This is a genomic window from Lacibacter sp. (genome assembly GCF_057361365.1).
Genome location: NZ_JBMQSG010000011.1, coordinates 398,545 through 415,390, shown reverse-complemented (window position 1 = coordinate 415,390; position 16,846 = coordinate 398,545). Strand labels below are relative to the sequence as shown.

Here is a 16,846-nt window from a genome sequence, read left to right as displayed (position 1 = left end):
GCGACAAATGTCTTACTTTTTCTTTCCGAACCAATATCCAATTCCTGCACTGATTGCCCGGTAGCGAAGGTTGCCTGCGCCATCTGTATTGATCATATTGCCCAAACCATGGGAGTAGTTAAGTAGTAAGCGAAGTCCGTTTGTTGTTTCGTAACCTAAGCCAAGATGATATTGCGCATCGAAACGACCATAGCGGGCAAAGCCATAATGCAGGTCTCGGTCGGCAGGCGTGCCACCACCATCTTGTTTTACCTGTTTACCCAGCAAACCAAAACCTAATGAGGGACCTGTGCTGAGGAAGAACGTGTTTTCGTTTTTATCAGGATGCTTGAACTCGATTTGCACAAGTGGCATCACCCTGAACTGTAACTCACTTATTTTGCTGTACTCATTCGGTACTAATGTTTTCGCTTTCATACCACGATAGTTAAAGTCAACCTGTGGCGTAAAATATAACCGGTTATCAAAAGGAACTTTCATCATTACACCAACATCGCCACCATGTGTAGGTTCAGTTTTTGAAAGCGTAAAGGGAGCAATTATATAACTGTAGCTTCCTCTTAATCCATAGTATATTTTTCCAAGTCCTTGCGATTTTGAAACAGTTGAAATAACAGTGCAGAAGGTAAGCAGTAAGAAAAACGATTTCATTTAATTATTGATTTAGTGATTGCCAAACATTTTAATACAGTTCTATTAACTGAGCAAGTCTTTCAAGATCGGATCTTAAATGGAGGGCATTCACCACGACCCGGTTCACGGGATCGCTTTCAGGATGAGGATAACTGAAGGAGGAAATGATAACGTTGTTCTGTAACAGGTACGGGGCAATGCCTTTTTTCGCTACTACAAATACAGGAGTTCCTTCACCGGCCACAAATGTATAGTTTGTTGTGATTTTTTGCAAGTATTCAATGTTTTGCAGCAATATTTCCTGTTGCTGAGCAACTATTGCCGATGCTTCGGTCCAGGCATAAGCCAACGAGGGCATGAGTGGCGTGCTGGTTGCATAGTTCACATGTCTGCGCACAGCGGCTATCCATTTGCGTGAGCCGCAAATAGCGCCACCGTTGATATGAAATGATTTGGATAGGGAAAAGTTCAGGAGCAATTCAACATGCGGAGGCAATTGGAAGGTTGCTGCAATTCCTTTGCCTGCCTTTCCTAACCAACCAATACCATGTGAATCATCGATGATGAGTGTGATGTTGAAATAGGAAGGAGTAGCGTGGATAAAAGAAAAATCGTTGATGTGGCCGGGAGTGGGGTTGATGCTGTCGGCAACAACTGCAAATTGAAATTCACCAGCAGCATTACGTTCATCAAGGAATTGCTGCCAGATTAATGACTCTTTTATTTTAATTATACCGGGCAATGCCGAGGAAGATGGATGCGTATGGGGTAAACAATACACATTCATTTCCCGGCTCACAACATCAACTGCTGTTCGTGCCGATAAAAAACCCGAAGAAAAAACCGCAGCCTCTTCAGCCGATGTAAATGCAGCAAGTTGATCCTCCATTTTTGCATAAAGATCAAGTGCCGTATTAGAGATGCGTGATGATGGATAAACCACACCATACAGATCAATACCTTTTTTTACCAAGTGGGTAAATTCTTTATTCAATCCTAATCCTAAATACGAGTAACCTGAAAAGAATAGATGTTCTTTTCCATTGATCAATGTTGTTCTGCCTGGGGCTTGTGATAAAGTGACCATCAGGGTTTTTGCATTTGATCATTGAATTGTTGCGACTGGCCTTTAGGTAGCGACAGACTTTGCCATTCGTTATCTTTTATCATTCGGCCAATGTAAACGATTTGTCCAACATGATAGGGGTAATGTGCCAATTGACGATTCAATGCATCAATAACAGAAAGCTCTTCACTTCTGATAGTAATAGTTTTCAGAAAATCCTGTTCAGTGAGATTTTTTACGGCATTTAAATAACAGTTCCAACCTTCTTCCCATTTTTTCAATAATGCATCTTTGCTCAGTTGCTGTTCTTCAAATTCTGTATCACGGTTGCGCCATTCCTTTTCTCCATCTTCAGTTAAGAAGTTGGTGAAACGACTCAGCATGTTACCAACAAGATGTTGCATGATGATGGCAATGCTATTACTCGCTTTATTTGGCTGATAATGAAAATCGGCTTCGCTTAATTGTGCAAATGTTTTATCAGCAAGTTCCTTGTAATAAGTGCTGCGTTTGATGTAAGATGATAAAAAGGTTGATGCGAGTGACATGAGAAAAGATATGAGTTTATAAGTTCTGAGTTCTAAGTTTTAAGTTATGAGTGAATGCTGCTGTATAGGTCTTGTTCTTTATTCGTACTTCTCACTTCGTACCTCGTACTTTGTATTTTCCTAGTATCCTTCTGCATGATCATCTCCACGATTATCTGCAACAGCTTCCACAACTCCGTTTACAATTTTAATTGCTTCAAAGCGACCAATATTTCCACGCTCTACAATTTTATAACCTATCTGTTCAAGCTTAGTCCTTAATTCCAGGGGAAATGCTTTCTCCACATAAACAACATCAGGCAACCATTGGTGATGAAAACGGGGTTTCCATACTGCATCTTCAAGACTCATATTAAATTCAAGCGTGTTCAACAACACCTGGTAAACCTGTGTAGGAATAGTTGTTCCGCCTGGTGAACCAATAACGAGAAATGGTTTTCCGTTTTTCAATACAATCGTCGGCGTCATGGAACTTAGCATGCGTTTGTTTGCTGCAATTGCATTTGCTTCGGTTCCTAATGCACCATACATATTTGGAACGCCGGGTTTAACACTGAAATCATCCATTTCATTGTTCAAAATAAAACCAGCACCGCCAACAACAGTTCTGCTGCCATAACTACCGTTAAGTGTAGTGGTAACTGAAACTGCGTTTCCCATTGCATCGTAAACTGAAAGGTGAGTTGTTTCTTCGCTCTCCGGGTTGATAGTGCCATGTTTGGTTGTTTCACTCTTTCCGGCTTTACCCAATTCAAAATCGCTCATACGTTGCTGTAAGTATGCGGAAGAGGTGAGTGTTTTAACAGGCACTTTTACAAAATCTCTGTCGCCCAAAAATTCTGCCCGGTCGGCATAAGCCCTTCGTTCTGCTTCAACCATTAGCTGTACTGCCTGCCATGAATGAAAACCATACTGTGCAAGATTCCTGTTCTCTACCATACCCATCATCTGTTGTATCAGGATACCTCCGCTGCTTACTAACGGCATACCAATAATTGTATAATCTTTATACTTCGACTGCATCGTTACACGTTTGGCTGTTTTATAATTTTTCAAATCAGCCAAAGTAATCATGCCATTTCCACGTTTCATTTCAGTAACGATCAGTCGTGCAGTTTCACCTTCATAAAATCCTTTCTGCCCAAAATCACGAATGCGTTTAAGTGTGTTGCTGAGTTCTTTTTGAACGAGTGTGTCTCCTTCTTTCCATCCGCCATATTTTACAAACACAGTTGGCTTTGTGCTATAGCGCAGGAACTCACACATTATATTGTTTAAATTTCTTGCTTCGGCTGCAGTAAGTACAAATCCTTTTTCTGCAAGATCAATAGCTGGTTGTATTAATTGTTTAAACGGAAGTTTTGCATAAGCATGTGCCGAAAATAAACCTGCCACTGTTCCTGGTACACCTGATGCCAGATGCCCGTTTTGACTAAGATCGGTTTGCGCATTTCCATTTACATCAATATACATATCCCTGCTTGCAGCTGCGGGCGCTTTCTCCCGGTAATCAAGAGCAACCTGTTCACCTTTACTTGTTACTGCCAACATAAATCCGCCACCACCAATATTGCCTGCACCTGGATAAACTACTGCCAATGCCAATTGGGTTGCAATAGCAGCATCAAATGCATTGCCTCCTTTTTTCATAATCGCAATACCCACTTTACTTGCCAGCGGATGTGCACTTACTACGGCAGCCTTTGCTTCCGTAGCTTTCTTTTCAATGGTATAATTATAAGGATTGTATTGCGCCAGCGAAGGAATTGCTGCAATCAGCAGAAATGAAACAACCAGTTTTCTCATGAACCTAATTTTACCGAAATTAATTTTTTACGGCTAAAGTCCGCTTATCTTAGAATTAATTTCAACGAACTGAATGATAAGCGGCTGATTTTATGTTTTTGCTTGTTTTAAATTGCAACCTTTAATTCTAATTATGAGAAAAAATCTTTCCCTGTTTTTTGCACTGTGCATCTCTATAGCAACAATGGCACAGGTGCAAAGCCCTGAACAATTTCTTGGTTATAAGATCGGCACACGTTATACTCCACACTGGAAAGTGATTAGTTATTTTCAGCATGTGGCAGCTAACGCTCCAAAAACTGTCAAGCTGCAACAGTATGGACAAACAAATGAAGGTCGCCCTTTGATGGTTGCTTTTATTTCGAGTGAAGAAAATATGACTAACCTTGAAGCAATCCGTGTGAATAATTTACGCCTGGCAAATCTTACAAAAGATAAAGCGGCGCCAAATGAAAATGCACCGGCTATTGTGTGGATGAGTTATAATGTTCATGGTAATGAAACGTCGAGCAGTGAAGCAGCCTTAATGACGATATATGCATTAGTTGATCCTTCGAATACAAAAACAAAAGACTGGTTGAAGAATACAGTGGTTGTGATGGACCCATGTATTAATCCTGATGGTCGTGACCGTTATGTAAACTGGTTTAATTCGGTTGTAGGTGTAAACGCCAATCCACGTATGGATACCCGTGAGCACCGTGATCCATGGCCCGGTGGAAGAACCAATCATTACAACTTTGATTTGAACCGTGACTGGGCGTGGCAAACACAGGTGGAAAGTCAGCAACGATTAAAATTATATAATCAATGGATGCCACAAATTCATGTGGATTACCATGAACAAGGGATCAATGAGCCTTATTACTTTGCACCTGCTGCAGAACCTTTTCATGAAGTGATCACACAATGGCAACGTGATTTTCAAACAACCATTGGTCGTAACCATGCGAAATATTTTGATGCGAATGGATGGTTGTATTTCACCAAACTCCGCTTCGATCTTTTTTATCCTTCTTATGGCGATACTTATCCAACTTATAACGGAGCAATTGGTATGACCTATGAACAGGGTGGTGGTCCTGCAGGTGGCGCAACTGCTTTAACTGAGGAAGGAGATACGTTGACTTTATTAGATCGGGCAACGCATCATTTCACCACGGGATTAAGTACTGTTGAAATATCTTCAATCAATGCAGGTAAACTCATCTCAGAGTTTCGCAAATATTTTAATAAAGGTGTAAGTAATGGTTTTGGTGAATACAAAACATACGTTATTAAAAACGGTGCAAAAGATGCGGATCGTATTGCAGCATTAACACAGTTGCTCGATAAGAATGGAATTGAATATGGCTCTACATCAGGTGCAGGTAAAGGCTATAATTATTTTACAGGTAAAGATGAAAGCTTTAATATAGCGAATGGCGATTTGGTTGTGAGCTCTTTTCAGCCACGCTCTGCAATGGTGCAGGCATTGTTTGAACCAAAATCAAAACTCAGCGATTCTGCAACGTATGATATCACTGCCTGGAGTTTGCCGTACGCTTATGGATTACAAGCCTTCGCTTCAAAAGAGCGTATCAACACAAGTGCCTATCAAAAACCTGCGCAGGTAAATAATTCTTCAGCCGATGCATATGCCTATGTTATTAAGTGGGAGAGTTTGCAAAGCGCAAAAGTAGTTGCTGATCTGCTTGAAAAAGGAATTACACTTCGCTATAGTGAAGTGCCTTTTGAAACTGGTGGACAAAAATTCGATCGTGGAGCCATCATCGTAATGAAAACAAGTAACCAATCTTTCGGAACAAATTTGTGGAAGCATGTTGCGGATGCAGCGAATGCTGCAAACGTAAAAACATATCCTATAGCTACAGGCTTTGTTGATGCAGGTGGTGATTTGGGAAGTGATCTTGTGTCGCCATTCAAATTCAAAAATGTTGTGTTGCTTACAGGTGAAGGTGTAGGAGGTAATGCAGCAGGTGAGATCTGGCATTTCTTCGACAAACAACTTCAGTATCCACTTTCATTGGTGTACGCAAATGATATTAGCAGGATTAACTGGCAACAAACTGATGTGATCATCATGCCTGATGGTAATTATCGTTTCATGGGTGATAAAACTTCAACTGATCAATTGAAAGATTGGGTGAGCAAGGGTGGTAAGCTCATTGCTCTTGAAGGAGCGGCCGCAGCATTTACAAGATTGGATTGGGGATTGAAATCGAAGAAGACAGATGAAGCTTCAAGCAAAGATCCTTACGATCCATTACGTTCTTTCGAAAACCGTGAGCGTGACTATGTGCGTAACATTACGCCAGGCTCTATTTATAAAGTAGAGCTTGATAACACACATCCGTTGGCCTTTGGTTATCCCAATTACTATTATACATTGAAGATGGATGATAACATTTTCGACTTCTTTAATAACAATGGCTGGAACGTGGGAGTGATCAAGAAAGATGGTCAGCTTGCCGGTTTTGTAGGCTCTAAACTTAAAGACCGTTTGAAAGATGGATTGTTGTTCGGTGCACAGAATATCGGACGTGGGTCAGTGGTTTATCTCACTGATAATATTATGTTCCGCAATTTTTGGGAAAACGGAAAGCTGATGTTGTGTAATGCGGTGTTCTTTAATTAAGGTATTGAATAAATAATGCGGAACCCCGGAACTTTCCGGGGCTTTTTGTTTTGTGCAGGCTGACGCTTGTTCGCAAAGTTTTCCACATTCCTGCAAGTTGTTGAGAGTTTGTGCGGTTTTTTGCAGCTATTTAGTACATTTATTCACGCCAAAAACCAAACCGATTGCTTAAAAAAGAACGACATGCCTTTATCATGCATCAGCTAAACCTGCATAACAAGGTTTTGTCGAACGACCTATGTCAAAGCATAAATGTGTCGGAGGATACGATTCGCAGAGATCTGCAGGAGCTTTCAGCAGCAGAGAAGTTAATTAAAGTTCATGGTGGTGCCTTATCGCTTTCGTTTAATGAAGTCCAATTTTCAACTGATCATTTATATTCTCCGGAAAAGAAACGCATCATTGCTGAGAAGGCAGTGAAACTGGTGAAGAATGGAATGTTTGTTTTAACCAGTGGTGGTACAACAATTGTTGAAATGGCAAAAGTGTTACCGCACCCGTTAAAGGCAACGTTTATTACAGGAAGTATACCGGCGGTAAATGAGTATTTGAAACACCCTTCAATTGATGTGGTGATGATTGGCGATAAAATTCTGAAAGATTCAAAGATCACTTGTGGGTCAGAAGCCATTAGTAAAATAAAACAAGTAAATGCTGATATCTGTTTCATGGGCATTAATGCAATGGATGCAACGCATGGTGTTACAGAAAATGATTGGGAAGTAGCCAACCTGAAGAGGGAGATGATCCAGGCTTCGGGCAAACTTGTTTGTCTCACAATATCCGAAAAACTAAATAGCAGTCAATCGTTACGTATTTGCGGTTTAGATAAGGTTAACTATCTCATTACAGAACTGGATGCAGATGATAAGAATTTAAAACCTTACCGTGATGCAGGCGTTACCGTTTTATAAAATTGTATTCATTAAACAACCAAAATAAACTTAGATCATGAGAAAAATCTTGAAGTTCAAGGAAAGGCTTTTGCTTTTCTTTTCCTGGTTGCCTTTTCTGGTGCTGGCACAAGAAAAAACAATTACAGGAACCGTTCTATCAGAAGATAACACCCCTTTGCCAGGCGCAACTATTACGGTAAAAGGCACTAACAAAACTGCAGTAACTACTGCTGCCGGTAATTTCTCTATTAATGCGGAGCAAGGAGCAACGTTGGTTGTAAGTTTTGTGGGATACGAAGAGCAGAGTGTTAGAATTGGCAGCTCCACAACGATAACAATTAAATTGAAATCAACTGCAAATGCGTTGGGCGAAGTTGTTGTAACAGCTTACGGCATCAACAGGAACAAAAAAAGTCTTGGTTATTCAACACCAAAAGTTTCTGGAGATGAAGTGTCAAATACGCAACGGGAAAATTTTCTTCAGGGCTTAGCTGGAAGGGTTCCTGGGCTTTCTGTAAATGCAACTTCAGGTGATCCGGGAGCTTCTTCACAAATTGTTCTTCGTGGATTTGTTTCGCTTAGTGGTGACAACTCACCATTAATTGTTATTGACGGTTTGCCTATTGATAACTCAGTATTCAGCCAAAGTACACTTGTTGCTACAGGTACCCTGGGCACAAGCAGAGATCAGGATTATTCCAACAGGGGAATAGATATCAACCCCGCCGATATTGAAACCTATACCATTTTGAAAGGGCCGGAAGCAACAGCACTTTATGGCAATCTTGGTGCCAGCGGCGCCATTGTAATTACAACAAAAAAAGGAAAGGCAGGACGGGGCACTATTTCATATACAAACTCGTTTCGTTACGAAAAACAGATCAACTTTCCTGAAGTGCAACAGGTATACAGCCAGGGAACTGGCGCAGGCATTCCTAACACGAGCGTTCGAACTTATTTTGGACCGAAGTATGCAAGTGGGCAGAAGATCTATGATAACATTCATAATTTCTTTCAACCGGGTTTCGCACAAAAACATAATCTGGTTTTTGAAGGTGGTGCAAACGGATTTACCTATCGTTGGTCCAATGAATATTCAGATAATAAAGGAACAATTCCCACAACTAGGTTCACCCGTTTATCATCAAGAATTTCAGCTACAGCTACAATTTCGCCGAAGCTCAATTTGTCTACCACCTTTAACTACGTTAATTCATATAACAAAAAAGCAAACAAGGGTACAAGTGGATATTTGATGGGCCTTTTGAGTTTCCCTTCCCGCTTTGATGTAAGTGTTTACCAGGATGCCTTCGGTAACCGTAAACTCACTAACAGTGACATTTACAATGAACCCGATAATCCATTGTGGGATGTAAACAAAAATCTTAATGAAGATAAAACACAACGGATGCTGTCAAATACTACCCTAACATTTAAGCCTCTTAAATGGCTTACATTAAACGGTACCATTGCGGCAGATATCTCTTCTACAAACGGCGTAACAGTGTATCATACCCAATCGTTTAAAGGCTCAGGATCGAGCAGCACCCCAACCGGTGGACGAATATCAACTTATAACCAGGTAGCTCGTATTTATAACGGTTCTTTTGTGGCTACTGCCATACATAAGTTTAATCGTTTCAATAACACTTATATTCTTGGATACAATTTCACAGATAACAATTACACGACAAATGCGCAACTAGGCGAGAAGTTTTATGATCCTAATTTTTACAGCATAAATAATACGCTTACTACTACTCAGAGAAACAAACTTTCAATTAACAGGTTTAGAGGATTTGGTGCTTTTGGTCAGGCGGTGTTGGGTTATGAAACGTACCTGTACTTAACATTAACAGGAAGGATGGATGCATCTTCCCGTTTAATGCCAAACAATCCTTATTTCTTTTATCCTTCGGCAAGTCTGGCTTTCAACTTTACCGATCTGTCTATGTTTAAAGATATTAACTGGCTAAGCTCTGGTAAGTTGAGATCATCACTGGCATATACAGGTAAAGAACCCAGAGCATATTATGGAACATTGTCAAGGCTTGTGCCCGTAACATCTACTGGCGGCGGTTTTAACTACGACCTTGCAAATGGTGGAAACGACAAATTAAAACCAGAGTACACAAGAAACTTCGAAGCTGGTTTAGAGATGAAATTTTTGAAAGACAGGTTAGGTTTCGATTTTACTTTTTACAATTTGCATAGCTATGATCAGATCATTCTTCCACGACTTAGTTATGGTAGCGGCTTTGTTTTACGTTTAATGAACGGAGGCGAAGTTGTGAATCGTGGCGTTGAGCTCCAGGTAACAGGAACACCAGTGCGTAGTAAGAATTTCAATTGGGACATGATCCTGAACTTTACTCGCAATCGTGGTACTGTAAAAAGTATTGCTGAAGAACTGCCAGAGTTATATGATTCTGATACATGGCTGCAAAACGGTGTAAGAAGCGCCGTATTCCCAGGTTCAAGCACTGGTGCCATGGGTGGATGGAAATTCGATAGAAATAAGAACGGTGACGTCATCATTAACCAATTAAACGGTTTGCCTTTGCTCACAAATTCCAACGACTTCTTTTTAATTGGTGACCGCACCCCTAATTTCCTACTTGGTTTCTCGAACAATTTGACATACAAAAACTTTAACTTGTCATTTCTCTTCGATTTACGTGTTGGAGGAGATGTGTATAACGCTACCGAGTACACGCTTTATACAACTGGCCTAAGTGTTAAAACGCTTGATAGGGAAGTGCCACGTGTCATAAAAGGTGTTGTAAGAGATGGTTTGGAAAACACAGCTACACCCACCGTAAATACGATGGTGGTAACTCCTTACTATAATTCATCCTACTACTCATCCACAACAAATGGCGTAGCACCTGAAATGTTTGTAGAAAAAGATATCAACGCACTTCGTTTGAGAGACATTAGTCTTCAATACAACTTCAATGAGAAACTCTTGAATCATACTAAAGTGATTAGAGGATTAAGTGTTTTCTTAACTGCTACAGATGTATTCCTGATTACTAATTATTCCGGAATAGATCCAGATAGTAATGGTAATAATCCAAGCTTAGGTGGCATGGGTGGTTATGGTATTGATCTTGGTAACATGGGCCGACCATTAGGCTTCAATTTTGGATTACGCTTAAAACTCTAACGTTAAAAATCTGAACAATGAAACGAATTCAAATAGTTTTTTTACTAAGCCTGTTACTTGCCACTGCCGGTTGTAAAAAGTGGCTGGATATTAATACAGACCCTGCAAATCCACAGATCGGAAAGGGGGAAGCACTTATTGCTCCTATTACTTTTCAGATGGCAAATAATCTGCAAAATGATTACAGGGGATTGTTTAAGTATGTACAATATTGGGGCAACCAGGCTGCCGATGTGGAGTGGGAAAAACATGGTTACACTCCGGCCAGTGATTTTGGCGGTTCAATATGGCGAATGACTTATGTAAATCTTGGGCCTAACCTCGAACTAATGATTAAAGATGGCGAAGAAAACGGTAAATGGTCTTTTGCCGGCATTGGATATGCAATTAAAGCATGGGCCTACCAGATAACTACCGATTATCATGGTCCGGTTATTTTAGATGAGGCATTTGATAAATCGAAATTGACATTTCATTACCAGGATCAGCCAGAAGTTTATGAAAGAGTGAGAGAATGGGCTGCAAAGGCTTTACAATATCTTGATAAAACAGATGACGGCGATTATACAGCTGTATTAGCTGGACCTTCAGGTGACCTGGTTTATGGTGGCAATCGTGCAAAATGGAAAAAGTTTGTATACGGATTATTAGCCCAACAGTACAGCCACCTGATTAACAAACCCAATTTTGCAACCACGTACGCTGATAGTGTTGTAAAATATGTTGATCTCTCTTTTGCTGATGCAACTGAAGATGCAACAGTATATTTTAATGCAAGCAATGCGGCTGAATCAAGCGGATGGGGCGTGAATCCGGCACTGATCACCAGTACTGCTTATGGTCGTCTCATGCAACCCATTGTCTCGCTTCTTACAGGTGGTGTGAGGGGAACGCCGGCAACAAATCCAAAAACTTCTATTGATCCTCGTCTTACGAGAATGATCAATTACAATCCTACTGATTCTGTCTACAGAGGCATGATTCCAACTTATGGTGATCCTAATTCAACCAAACGTATACCGCACGTGTTAGGTTCTGTAGCAGCTCCCTTCCCAAGCAAATACATTTTCGCAGATAAGGCAAGATTTCCTCTTATGACTTATTCTCAATTACAATTTGCAAAAGCAGAAGCACTGTTTATTAAAGGAATTAAGGCTGGTGCACATGCTGCATATTTAAAAGGAATTGAGGGGCATATCCAATTCATTAATTTATATGGTTTGAATGGTGGTGCAACAGCAATAACTAATGCGCAGAAAAGTGATTACCTGGCAAGTTCTGAAGTAGCCCAAACGCCTTTGGATTTAACGATTGCCGATATCATGCAACAGAAGTATATAGCTCAGTGGGGCTGGGCGGGATTGGAACAATGGAGTGATCTCCGTAAGTATCATTACGACCCCGCAATATTTAAAACATTTTATCAATTAAGCACTTCGGAATTTTATACAACGAATAACAATAAGTACGCTTATCGGGTAAGGCCACGTTATAACTCTGAATACATCTGGAACAGAACTGAGTTGCAAAAATGGGGTGGTCTTGATCCGGATTACCATACAAAGGAAATGTGGTTCAGCCTGCCATGATCTTTTATTTTAAATTCTTAAACATGAAAAAAATATCAATCATATCATTACTGGCTTTGTTTGTTCTGCTTGGCTGTACTAAAAATGAAATAAAGTATGGCGATTTTGAACTCGTGGACAACAGCCAGTCTTTTTTGAAAATTAATTTTGCCTCGGCATATAACGCCAACCCAAGCGTTCAATTAACTATAAATGGTGTAAGAGTAAGCAATTTAATTACAGCTCGAACGCCTTTTCCGGGTGGCGGTTATAATACCAATGGTGGTTCAACACCTGATTATTTAGCGGTTAAACCAGGGCCATTAAGTTTTAAAGTAGTTATTCCGCAAAAGAATACAAATATTGATTCTGTGGTTCTCTATTCAACAGATATTAATGTTAAAGCAGGTGATTATAATACCTTACATATTACCGATACTTCCACCAGCACACAGTCAATACTTACTCCCGATACCAGGGTAAGTCCGGATTCAGGATATGCGAAGTTTCGAATAATTAACCTGATGCCAAATGTTGCGGCAATTGACTTGTATTATGGAACAACAGTAGTAGCAACAAACATTCCGTATAAGGGCATCAGTGATTATTTTACATTGGCCGTTCCTGCAACCGCTTTAACGTGGGCAATCAGGCCAGCAGGGGCTGCAGCCTCCACAACCGCATTAGCCACTTATTCGAGTGCATCCACAACAACAAATGGACGGAGTTATACCGCTTTTGCCATGGGTTATTCGGGTCAAACAAGTACAAGTAGGAAACCTTATATCTCGTTTTTCCTGATCAAATAAAAATAAAGTAGTCCGGTTTATTCAATCAACATGAGAAAAACAAAACTGCAGTAATGCAGTTTTGTTTTTTTATATCTTGCTGTTACTTAAAGAAGCATTTTGAAACGCAGTGATCTCTTCTACATCCGTCTCTCTTTCATCATCAGCACATTTATCTGCGCTGTAAAATTTATTGCCTGGTTTATTACAGGTTCGTTGGTGATTTTATCTGATGCATTAGAATCGATCATTAATGTTGTGGCAGCGGCGTTTGCATGGTATAGTATTTATCTCTCCAATAAACCAAGGGATAGAGAACATCCTTATGGTCATGGTAAGATTGAGTTTTTTTCTATTGGCTTTGAAGGCGCCATGATTCTCATTGCAGGCTTCGGTATTTTAATACAAGCAGTGCTTTTCTTTTTCAACCCACCCGAATTGCATGCATTAACAACAGGTATTTGGTTAACACTTGCAGGCGGCGCTGCAAATTTTTTATTAGGTTTCTTTTTGGTTAGAAAAGGAAAAGAAAACAATAGCCTCACACTACAGGGAAATGGCAAACATATTTTAAGCGATAGCTATTCAAGCATTGGGGTGCTCGTGGCCATTGTATTAATCATGCTTACTGGTTATAAATGGATCGACCCGATTGCTTCAGCAGTTGCTGCCGCCATTATTATTTTTACAGGCTTCAAACTCATGAGTAAATCTGTGCGTGGATTGATGGACGAGGTGGATATGAAAGTTGTAGATGAACTGGTGGCGATATTAAAAGAGCAACGTCAGCCAAACTGGATTGATATGCATAACCTGCGTGTGCAGCGCTATGGCAACTATTATCATGTCGATTGCCATGTAACCATGCCGTACTTTTTTTCGCTTGATGAAGTGCATGATGAGATTACCAAGCTCGATAAAGTACTCAACTCAAATTTTCAAAAAGGAAGCATAGAGTTTTTTATTCATACTGATCCATGCGTGAGTAGCAGTTGTTCGCATTGCCCGTTAACGGCTTGTAAAGTACGTAAGCATCCATTTATTCAAACCATTGAATGGAGCAGGGAAAATTTATTACCCAACAGGAAGCATTCATTTCCTGAGTAGTTATTTATTCATCATCGTAACTGAACTTCAGCGGTGTGAGTGCCTCAATCAATGGTTTCACTCTATAGATATTGCGGTTGAATTTATTTCCAAGTATAATGATGGTGAGCGAATCGGGGACCACACGATAGAATGTTGAGTTATTGCCGTGCCACCAACCATTGTGATAAATGATCTTGTTGTTGTTGGCCAACGTGTACATTCTCCAACCCAAACCATAATTATGAATTCCGGGTTTTTCAAAACTGTAAGGTTGAAATGCCGAATCAAGTGTTGACTGTTTAAACAGTTTGTTGCCATACAATGCCTGGTCCCATTTCAACAAATCCTTTACGGTGCTGTAAATGTTCTTATCACCATACGTAACATCAAGATAAGTGAATGCTTCCTCTACACCATTCCACATGTACGAAGGTGTAACAGTAGCAGAATCGTTACGACTAAATACTTTTGTACTGGTCATTTGCAGCGGCGTAAAAAAAACTTCCTGCAAATAATCTCCATATGATTTACCCGATACACGTTCAATTACCAGAGCGAGCAATACAAAGTTTGTATTTGAATAGTTGAAACGCCTGTTAACTGCATTCTGCAAATCGGGCTTATGTACAATTAATGTTTGCAAGACATCTTCATTCGTCACTTTTATATTTTTATCCCATTGCACTTTTTCCAGATAGTAAGCATAATTAGGTAAGCCACTACGTTGACTCAGCAATGTTTTCACCGTCATACCTTCATAAGGAAAGCCCGGGAAAAATTTCTGCAATGAATCGTTGATGTTGAGCCTGCCTTCTTCTGCCAGTTTCAACACAGCCATCGCAGTAAATGTTTTGCTGGTAGAAGCAATATGAAATGGAGTATTGGCTGTAATAGAATCTTTGCCCTTCAAATGTGCAAAGCCATTGTACTGTTCAAAAACAATCTGGCCTTTTTTTGCCACCAACATTGCACCATTAAAACCGGTGCGCTTTAATGATGAGTCATAAAAATCTTCGGCAATACGTCGGCATCTGTCTGCTTCCGCTTTTGAAAGTGTGTTGACTGCAGTGATGATGTTTGCAGTTGTTTCTCTATGTTTTTTTGAAGAGGAGGCTCCACAACCCGTTAACAACAGCGCAGAAGCCATATAAAAGAACGTTCGTTTTCTAATCAATATCATGCTTTATAATTCGATCAATTCAGTTTGGTAATTGAGTTATTGACAGCCCGTTTAGAAAAAATCCAATCAACCCGATTCTATTGCTCTTTGGTGGACTATCTTTGCGCTGCAAAATAAGCAAATCACTCATACGATCATGGCAGAAAAAAATACGACCAGTTATCCCAAAGACAAGATCAATATTTTATTGCTTGAAAATATCAGCGAAGCAGCTGTGCAAAATATAAAAGACAGCGGTTATGCAAGTGTTAAAAAACTCAGCGGTGCATTAAGTGAAGAAGAATTGATTAAAGAAATAAAAGATGTGCATTTGCTTGGTATCCGATCCAAAACACAGATCACTGAAAAAGTGTTGGAGGCTGCTAAAAAATTACAGGCCATTGGCTGTTTTTGTATTGGCGTTAACCAGGTGAATTTGAAAGCTGCCACAACAAGAGGAGTGGTGGTGATGAATGCACCTTACAGCAATACACGTAGTGTGGCCGAATTGGTGATTGGGTTAAGTATTGTGCTCATTCGCCGCATCATCGATAAAAACAAAGCGGCGCATGAAGGTATATGGAATAAAGAAGCAAAAGGCAGTTATGAATTGCGTGGTAAAACATTAGGTATTATTGGTTACGGCAACATTGGCAGCCAGGTAAGTGTATTAGCAGAATCGCTTGGTATGAAAGTGATTTATTATGATGTTGTAACAAAATTGCCTTTGGGTAATGCTGTTCAATACAAACAGTTGAAAGATGTGTTGAACAAATCAGATATTGTTTCACTGCATGTACCTGAAACAAATCAAACAAAAAATCTCATTAATAAAGCTGCACTGAAGCAATTCAAAAAAGGAGCAATCCTTCTCAACTATGCAAGGGGAGAAGTGGTTGATCTGGAAGCATTACGCCAGGCTTTACTGGATAAGCATTTGTCTGGTGCAGCAATTGATGTGTTTCCGTGGGAACCTGAAAAAAATGGCGATCGTTTTCAAACACCGTTGCAGGATTTGCCCAATGTTATTCTCACTCCACATATTGGAGGAAGCACTGAAGAAGCACAGGAAAATATTGGTGAAGATGTAAGTAACAAGCTGGTGAAATACCTGGAAGGCGGAACCACCATTGGTTCACATACTGTGCCTGAATTGGCATTACCGGTACAGGAAGGCACTCACCGTATTCTGCATATTCATAGAAATGTGCCGGGTGTGTTGAGCCAGATCAATACACAGCTGAGCAAGCATAATATCAACATTCTGGGTCAGTATTTAAAAACCAACGACCAGATCGGTTACGTGGTATTAGATGTTGATAGCAAACTTTCAAAGAAGGCTGTTGAACTGCTGAAAGAGGTAAAAGAAACCATTAAAGTAAGGATGGTTTATTAAGATTAATTGTGTTTTCATAAATAAGGCCCTGTTATTGCAGGGCTTTTTTGTGCACTTTTTAAATTGTTCCGATATTTTCAAAAAATACTG

12 protein-coding genes are annotated in these 16,846 nt (G+C 40.1%); 7 read left to right on the top strand and 5 right to left on the bottom strand.

Features of this window, described 5'->3' with window-relative positions:
- Positions 1–12: 12 nt before the first annotated feature.
- From ACO1QW_RS11220 to ggt, 4 genes are all read right to left on the bottom strand, one after another.
- Positions 13–651 carry a porin family protein gene (locus ACO1QW_RS11220; RefSeq protein ID WP_486258530.1) on the bottom strand — a complete coding sequence of 213 codons (639 nt, stop codon included), beginning with the start codon at positions 649–651 and terminating at the stop codon, positions 13–15.
- Between the two features lie 31 nt (positions 652–682).
- A complete protein-coding gene (locus ACO1QW_RS11215) occupies positions 683–1,720 on the bottom strand; it encodes an aminotransferase class I/II-fold pyridoxal phosphate-dependent enzyme (RefSeq protein WP_486258528.1) in 1,038 nt (345 codons plus the stop codon).
- Positions 1,720–2,247, bottom strand: coding sequence for a DUF1572 family protein (locus ACO1QW_RS11210; RefSeq protein WP_486258526.1), 528 nt, complete (start codon positions 2,245–2,247; stop codon positions 1,720–1,722). The genes ACO1QW_RS11215 and ACO1QW_RS11210 overlap by 1 nt, the downstream gene beginning before the upstream one ends.
- A 120-nt stretch (positions 2,248–2,367) precedes the next feature.
- Positions 2,368–4,053 carry a gamma-glutamyltransferase gene (gene ggt, locus ACO1QW_RS11205; RefSeq protein ID WP_486258524.1) on the bottom strand — a complete coding sequence of 562 codons (1,686 nt, stop codon included), beginning with the start codon at positions 4,051–4,053 and terminating at the stop codon, positions 2,368–2,370.
- 133 nt (positions 4,054–4,186) lie between these two features.
- Here ggt and ACO1QW_RS11200 point away from each other — a divergent pair, with 133 nt between their 5' ends.
- The 6 genes from ACO1QW_RS11200 to ACO1QW_RS11175 all read left to right on the top strand — a co-directional run bounded on the left by ACO1QW_RS11200 (position 4,187) and on the right by ACO1QW_RS11175 (position 14,219).
- Complete coding sequence (locus ACO1QW_RS11200; protein ID WP_486258523.1) at positions 4,187–6,691, top strand: M14 family metallopeptidase; 2,505 nt, start codon at positions 4,187–4,189, stop codon at positions 6,689–6,691.
- 164 nt (positions 6,692–6,855) lie between these two features.
- Entirely contained in the window at positions 6,856–7,605 is a 750-nt protein-coding gene (locus tag ACO1QW_RS11195) for a DeoR/GlpR family DNA-binding transcription regulator (protein WP_486258521.1), read from the top strand.
- Between the two features lie 37 nt (positions 7,606–7,642).
- Positions 7,643–10,756: a SusC/RagA family TonB-linked outer membrane protein gene (locus tag ACO1QW_RS11190; RefSeq protein WP_486258519.1), complete on the top strand. Its 3,114-nt coding sequence runs from the start codon at positions 7,643–7,645 to the stop codon at positions 10,754–10,756.
- A gap of 17 nt (positions 10,757–10,773) precedes the next feature.
- Positions 10,774–12,345: a SusD/RagB family nutrient-binding outer membrane lipoprotein gene (locus ACO1QW_RS11185; protein ID WP_486258517.1), complete on the top strand. Its 1,572-nt coding sequence runs from the start codon at positions 10,774–10,776 to the stop codon at positions 12,343–12,345.
- A 23-nt stretch (positions 12,346–12,368) separates the two neighbouring features.
- Entirely contained in the window at positions 12,369–13,133 is a 765-nt protein-coding gene (locus ACO1QW_RS11180) for a DUF4397 domain-containing protein (RefSeq protein ID WP_486258515.1), read from the top strand.
- Positions 13,134–13,232: 99 nt separating this feature from the next.
- Entirely contained in the window at positions 13,233–14,219 is a 987-nt protein-coding gene (locus tag ACO1QW_RS11175; protein ID WP_486258513.1) for a cation diffusion facilitator family transporter, read from the top strand.
- Positions 14,220–14,223: 4 nt separating this feature from the next.
- On the opposite strand, the gene ACO1QW_RS11170 is transcribed toward ACO1QW_RS11175, so the two are convergent.
- Positions 14,224–15,348 (bottom strand): serine hydrolase domain-containing protein, encoded by a 1,125-nt coding sequence (locus ACO1QW_RS11170; RefSeq protein ID WP_486258512.1) that lies wholly within the window; start codon positions 15,346–15,348, stop codon positions 14,224–14,226.
- Between the two features lie 169 nt (positions 15,349–15,517).
- On the opposite strand from ACO1QW_RS11170, the gene serA reads away from it, so the two are divergent.
- On the top strand, positions 15,518–16,756 hold the full coding sequence (gene serA, locus ACO1QW_RS11165; RefSeq protein ID WP_486258510.1) for a phosphoglycerate dehydrogenase: 1,239 nt from the start codon (positions 15,518–15,520) through the stop codon (positions 16,754–16,756).
- The last annotated feature ends 90 nt before the right edge of the window (positions 16,757–16,846 follow it).

Excerpts from the sequence above, each read along its gene's own strand:
- ACO1QW_RS11200 (WP_486258523.1), top strand. The coding sequence starts at position 4,187 with ATGAGAAAAAATCTTTCCCTGTTTTTTGCACTGTGCATCTCTATAGCA.
- ACO1QW_RS11170 (WP_486258512.1), bottom strand. The coding sequence starts at position 15,348 with ATGGCTTCTGCGCTGTTGTTAACGGGTTGTGGAGCCTCCTCTTCAAAA.
- ACO1QW_RS11215 (WP_486258528.1), bottom strand. The coding sequence starts at position 1,720 with ATGGTCACTTTATCACAAGCCCCAGGCAGAACAACATTGATCAATGGA.
- ggt (WP_486258524.1), bottom strand. The coding sequence starts at position 4,053 with ATGAGAAAACTGGTTGTTTCATTTCTGCTGATTGCAGCAATTCCTTCG.
- serA (WP_486258510.1), top strand. The coding sequence starts at position 15,518 with ATGGCAGAAAAAAATACGACCAGTTATCCCAAAGACAAGATCAATATT.
- ACO1QW_RS11180 (WP_486258515.1), top strand. The coding sequence starts at position 12,369 with ATGAAAAAAATATCAATCATATCATTACTGGCTTTGTTTGTTCTGCTT.
- ACO1QW_RS11210 (WP_486258526.1), bottom strand. The coding sequence starts at position 2,247 with ATGTCACTCGCATCAACCTTTTTATCATCTTACATCAAACGCAGCACT.
- ACO1QW_RS11220 (WP_486258530.1), bottom strand. The coding sequence starts at position 651 with ATGAAATCGTTTTTCTTACTGCTTACCTTCTGCACTGTTATTTCAACT.
- ACO1QW_RS11190 (WP_486258519.1), top strand. The coding sequence starts at position 7,643 with ATGAGAAAAATCTTGAAGTTCAAGGAAAGGCTTTTGCTTTTCTTTTCC.
- ACO1QW_RS11185 (WP_486258517.1), top strand. The coding sequence starts at position 10,774 with ATGAAACGAATTCAAATAGTTTTTTTACTAAGCCTGTTACTTGCCACT.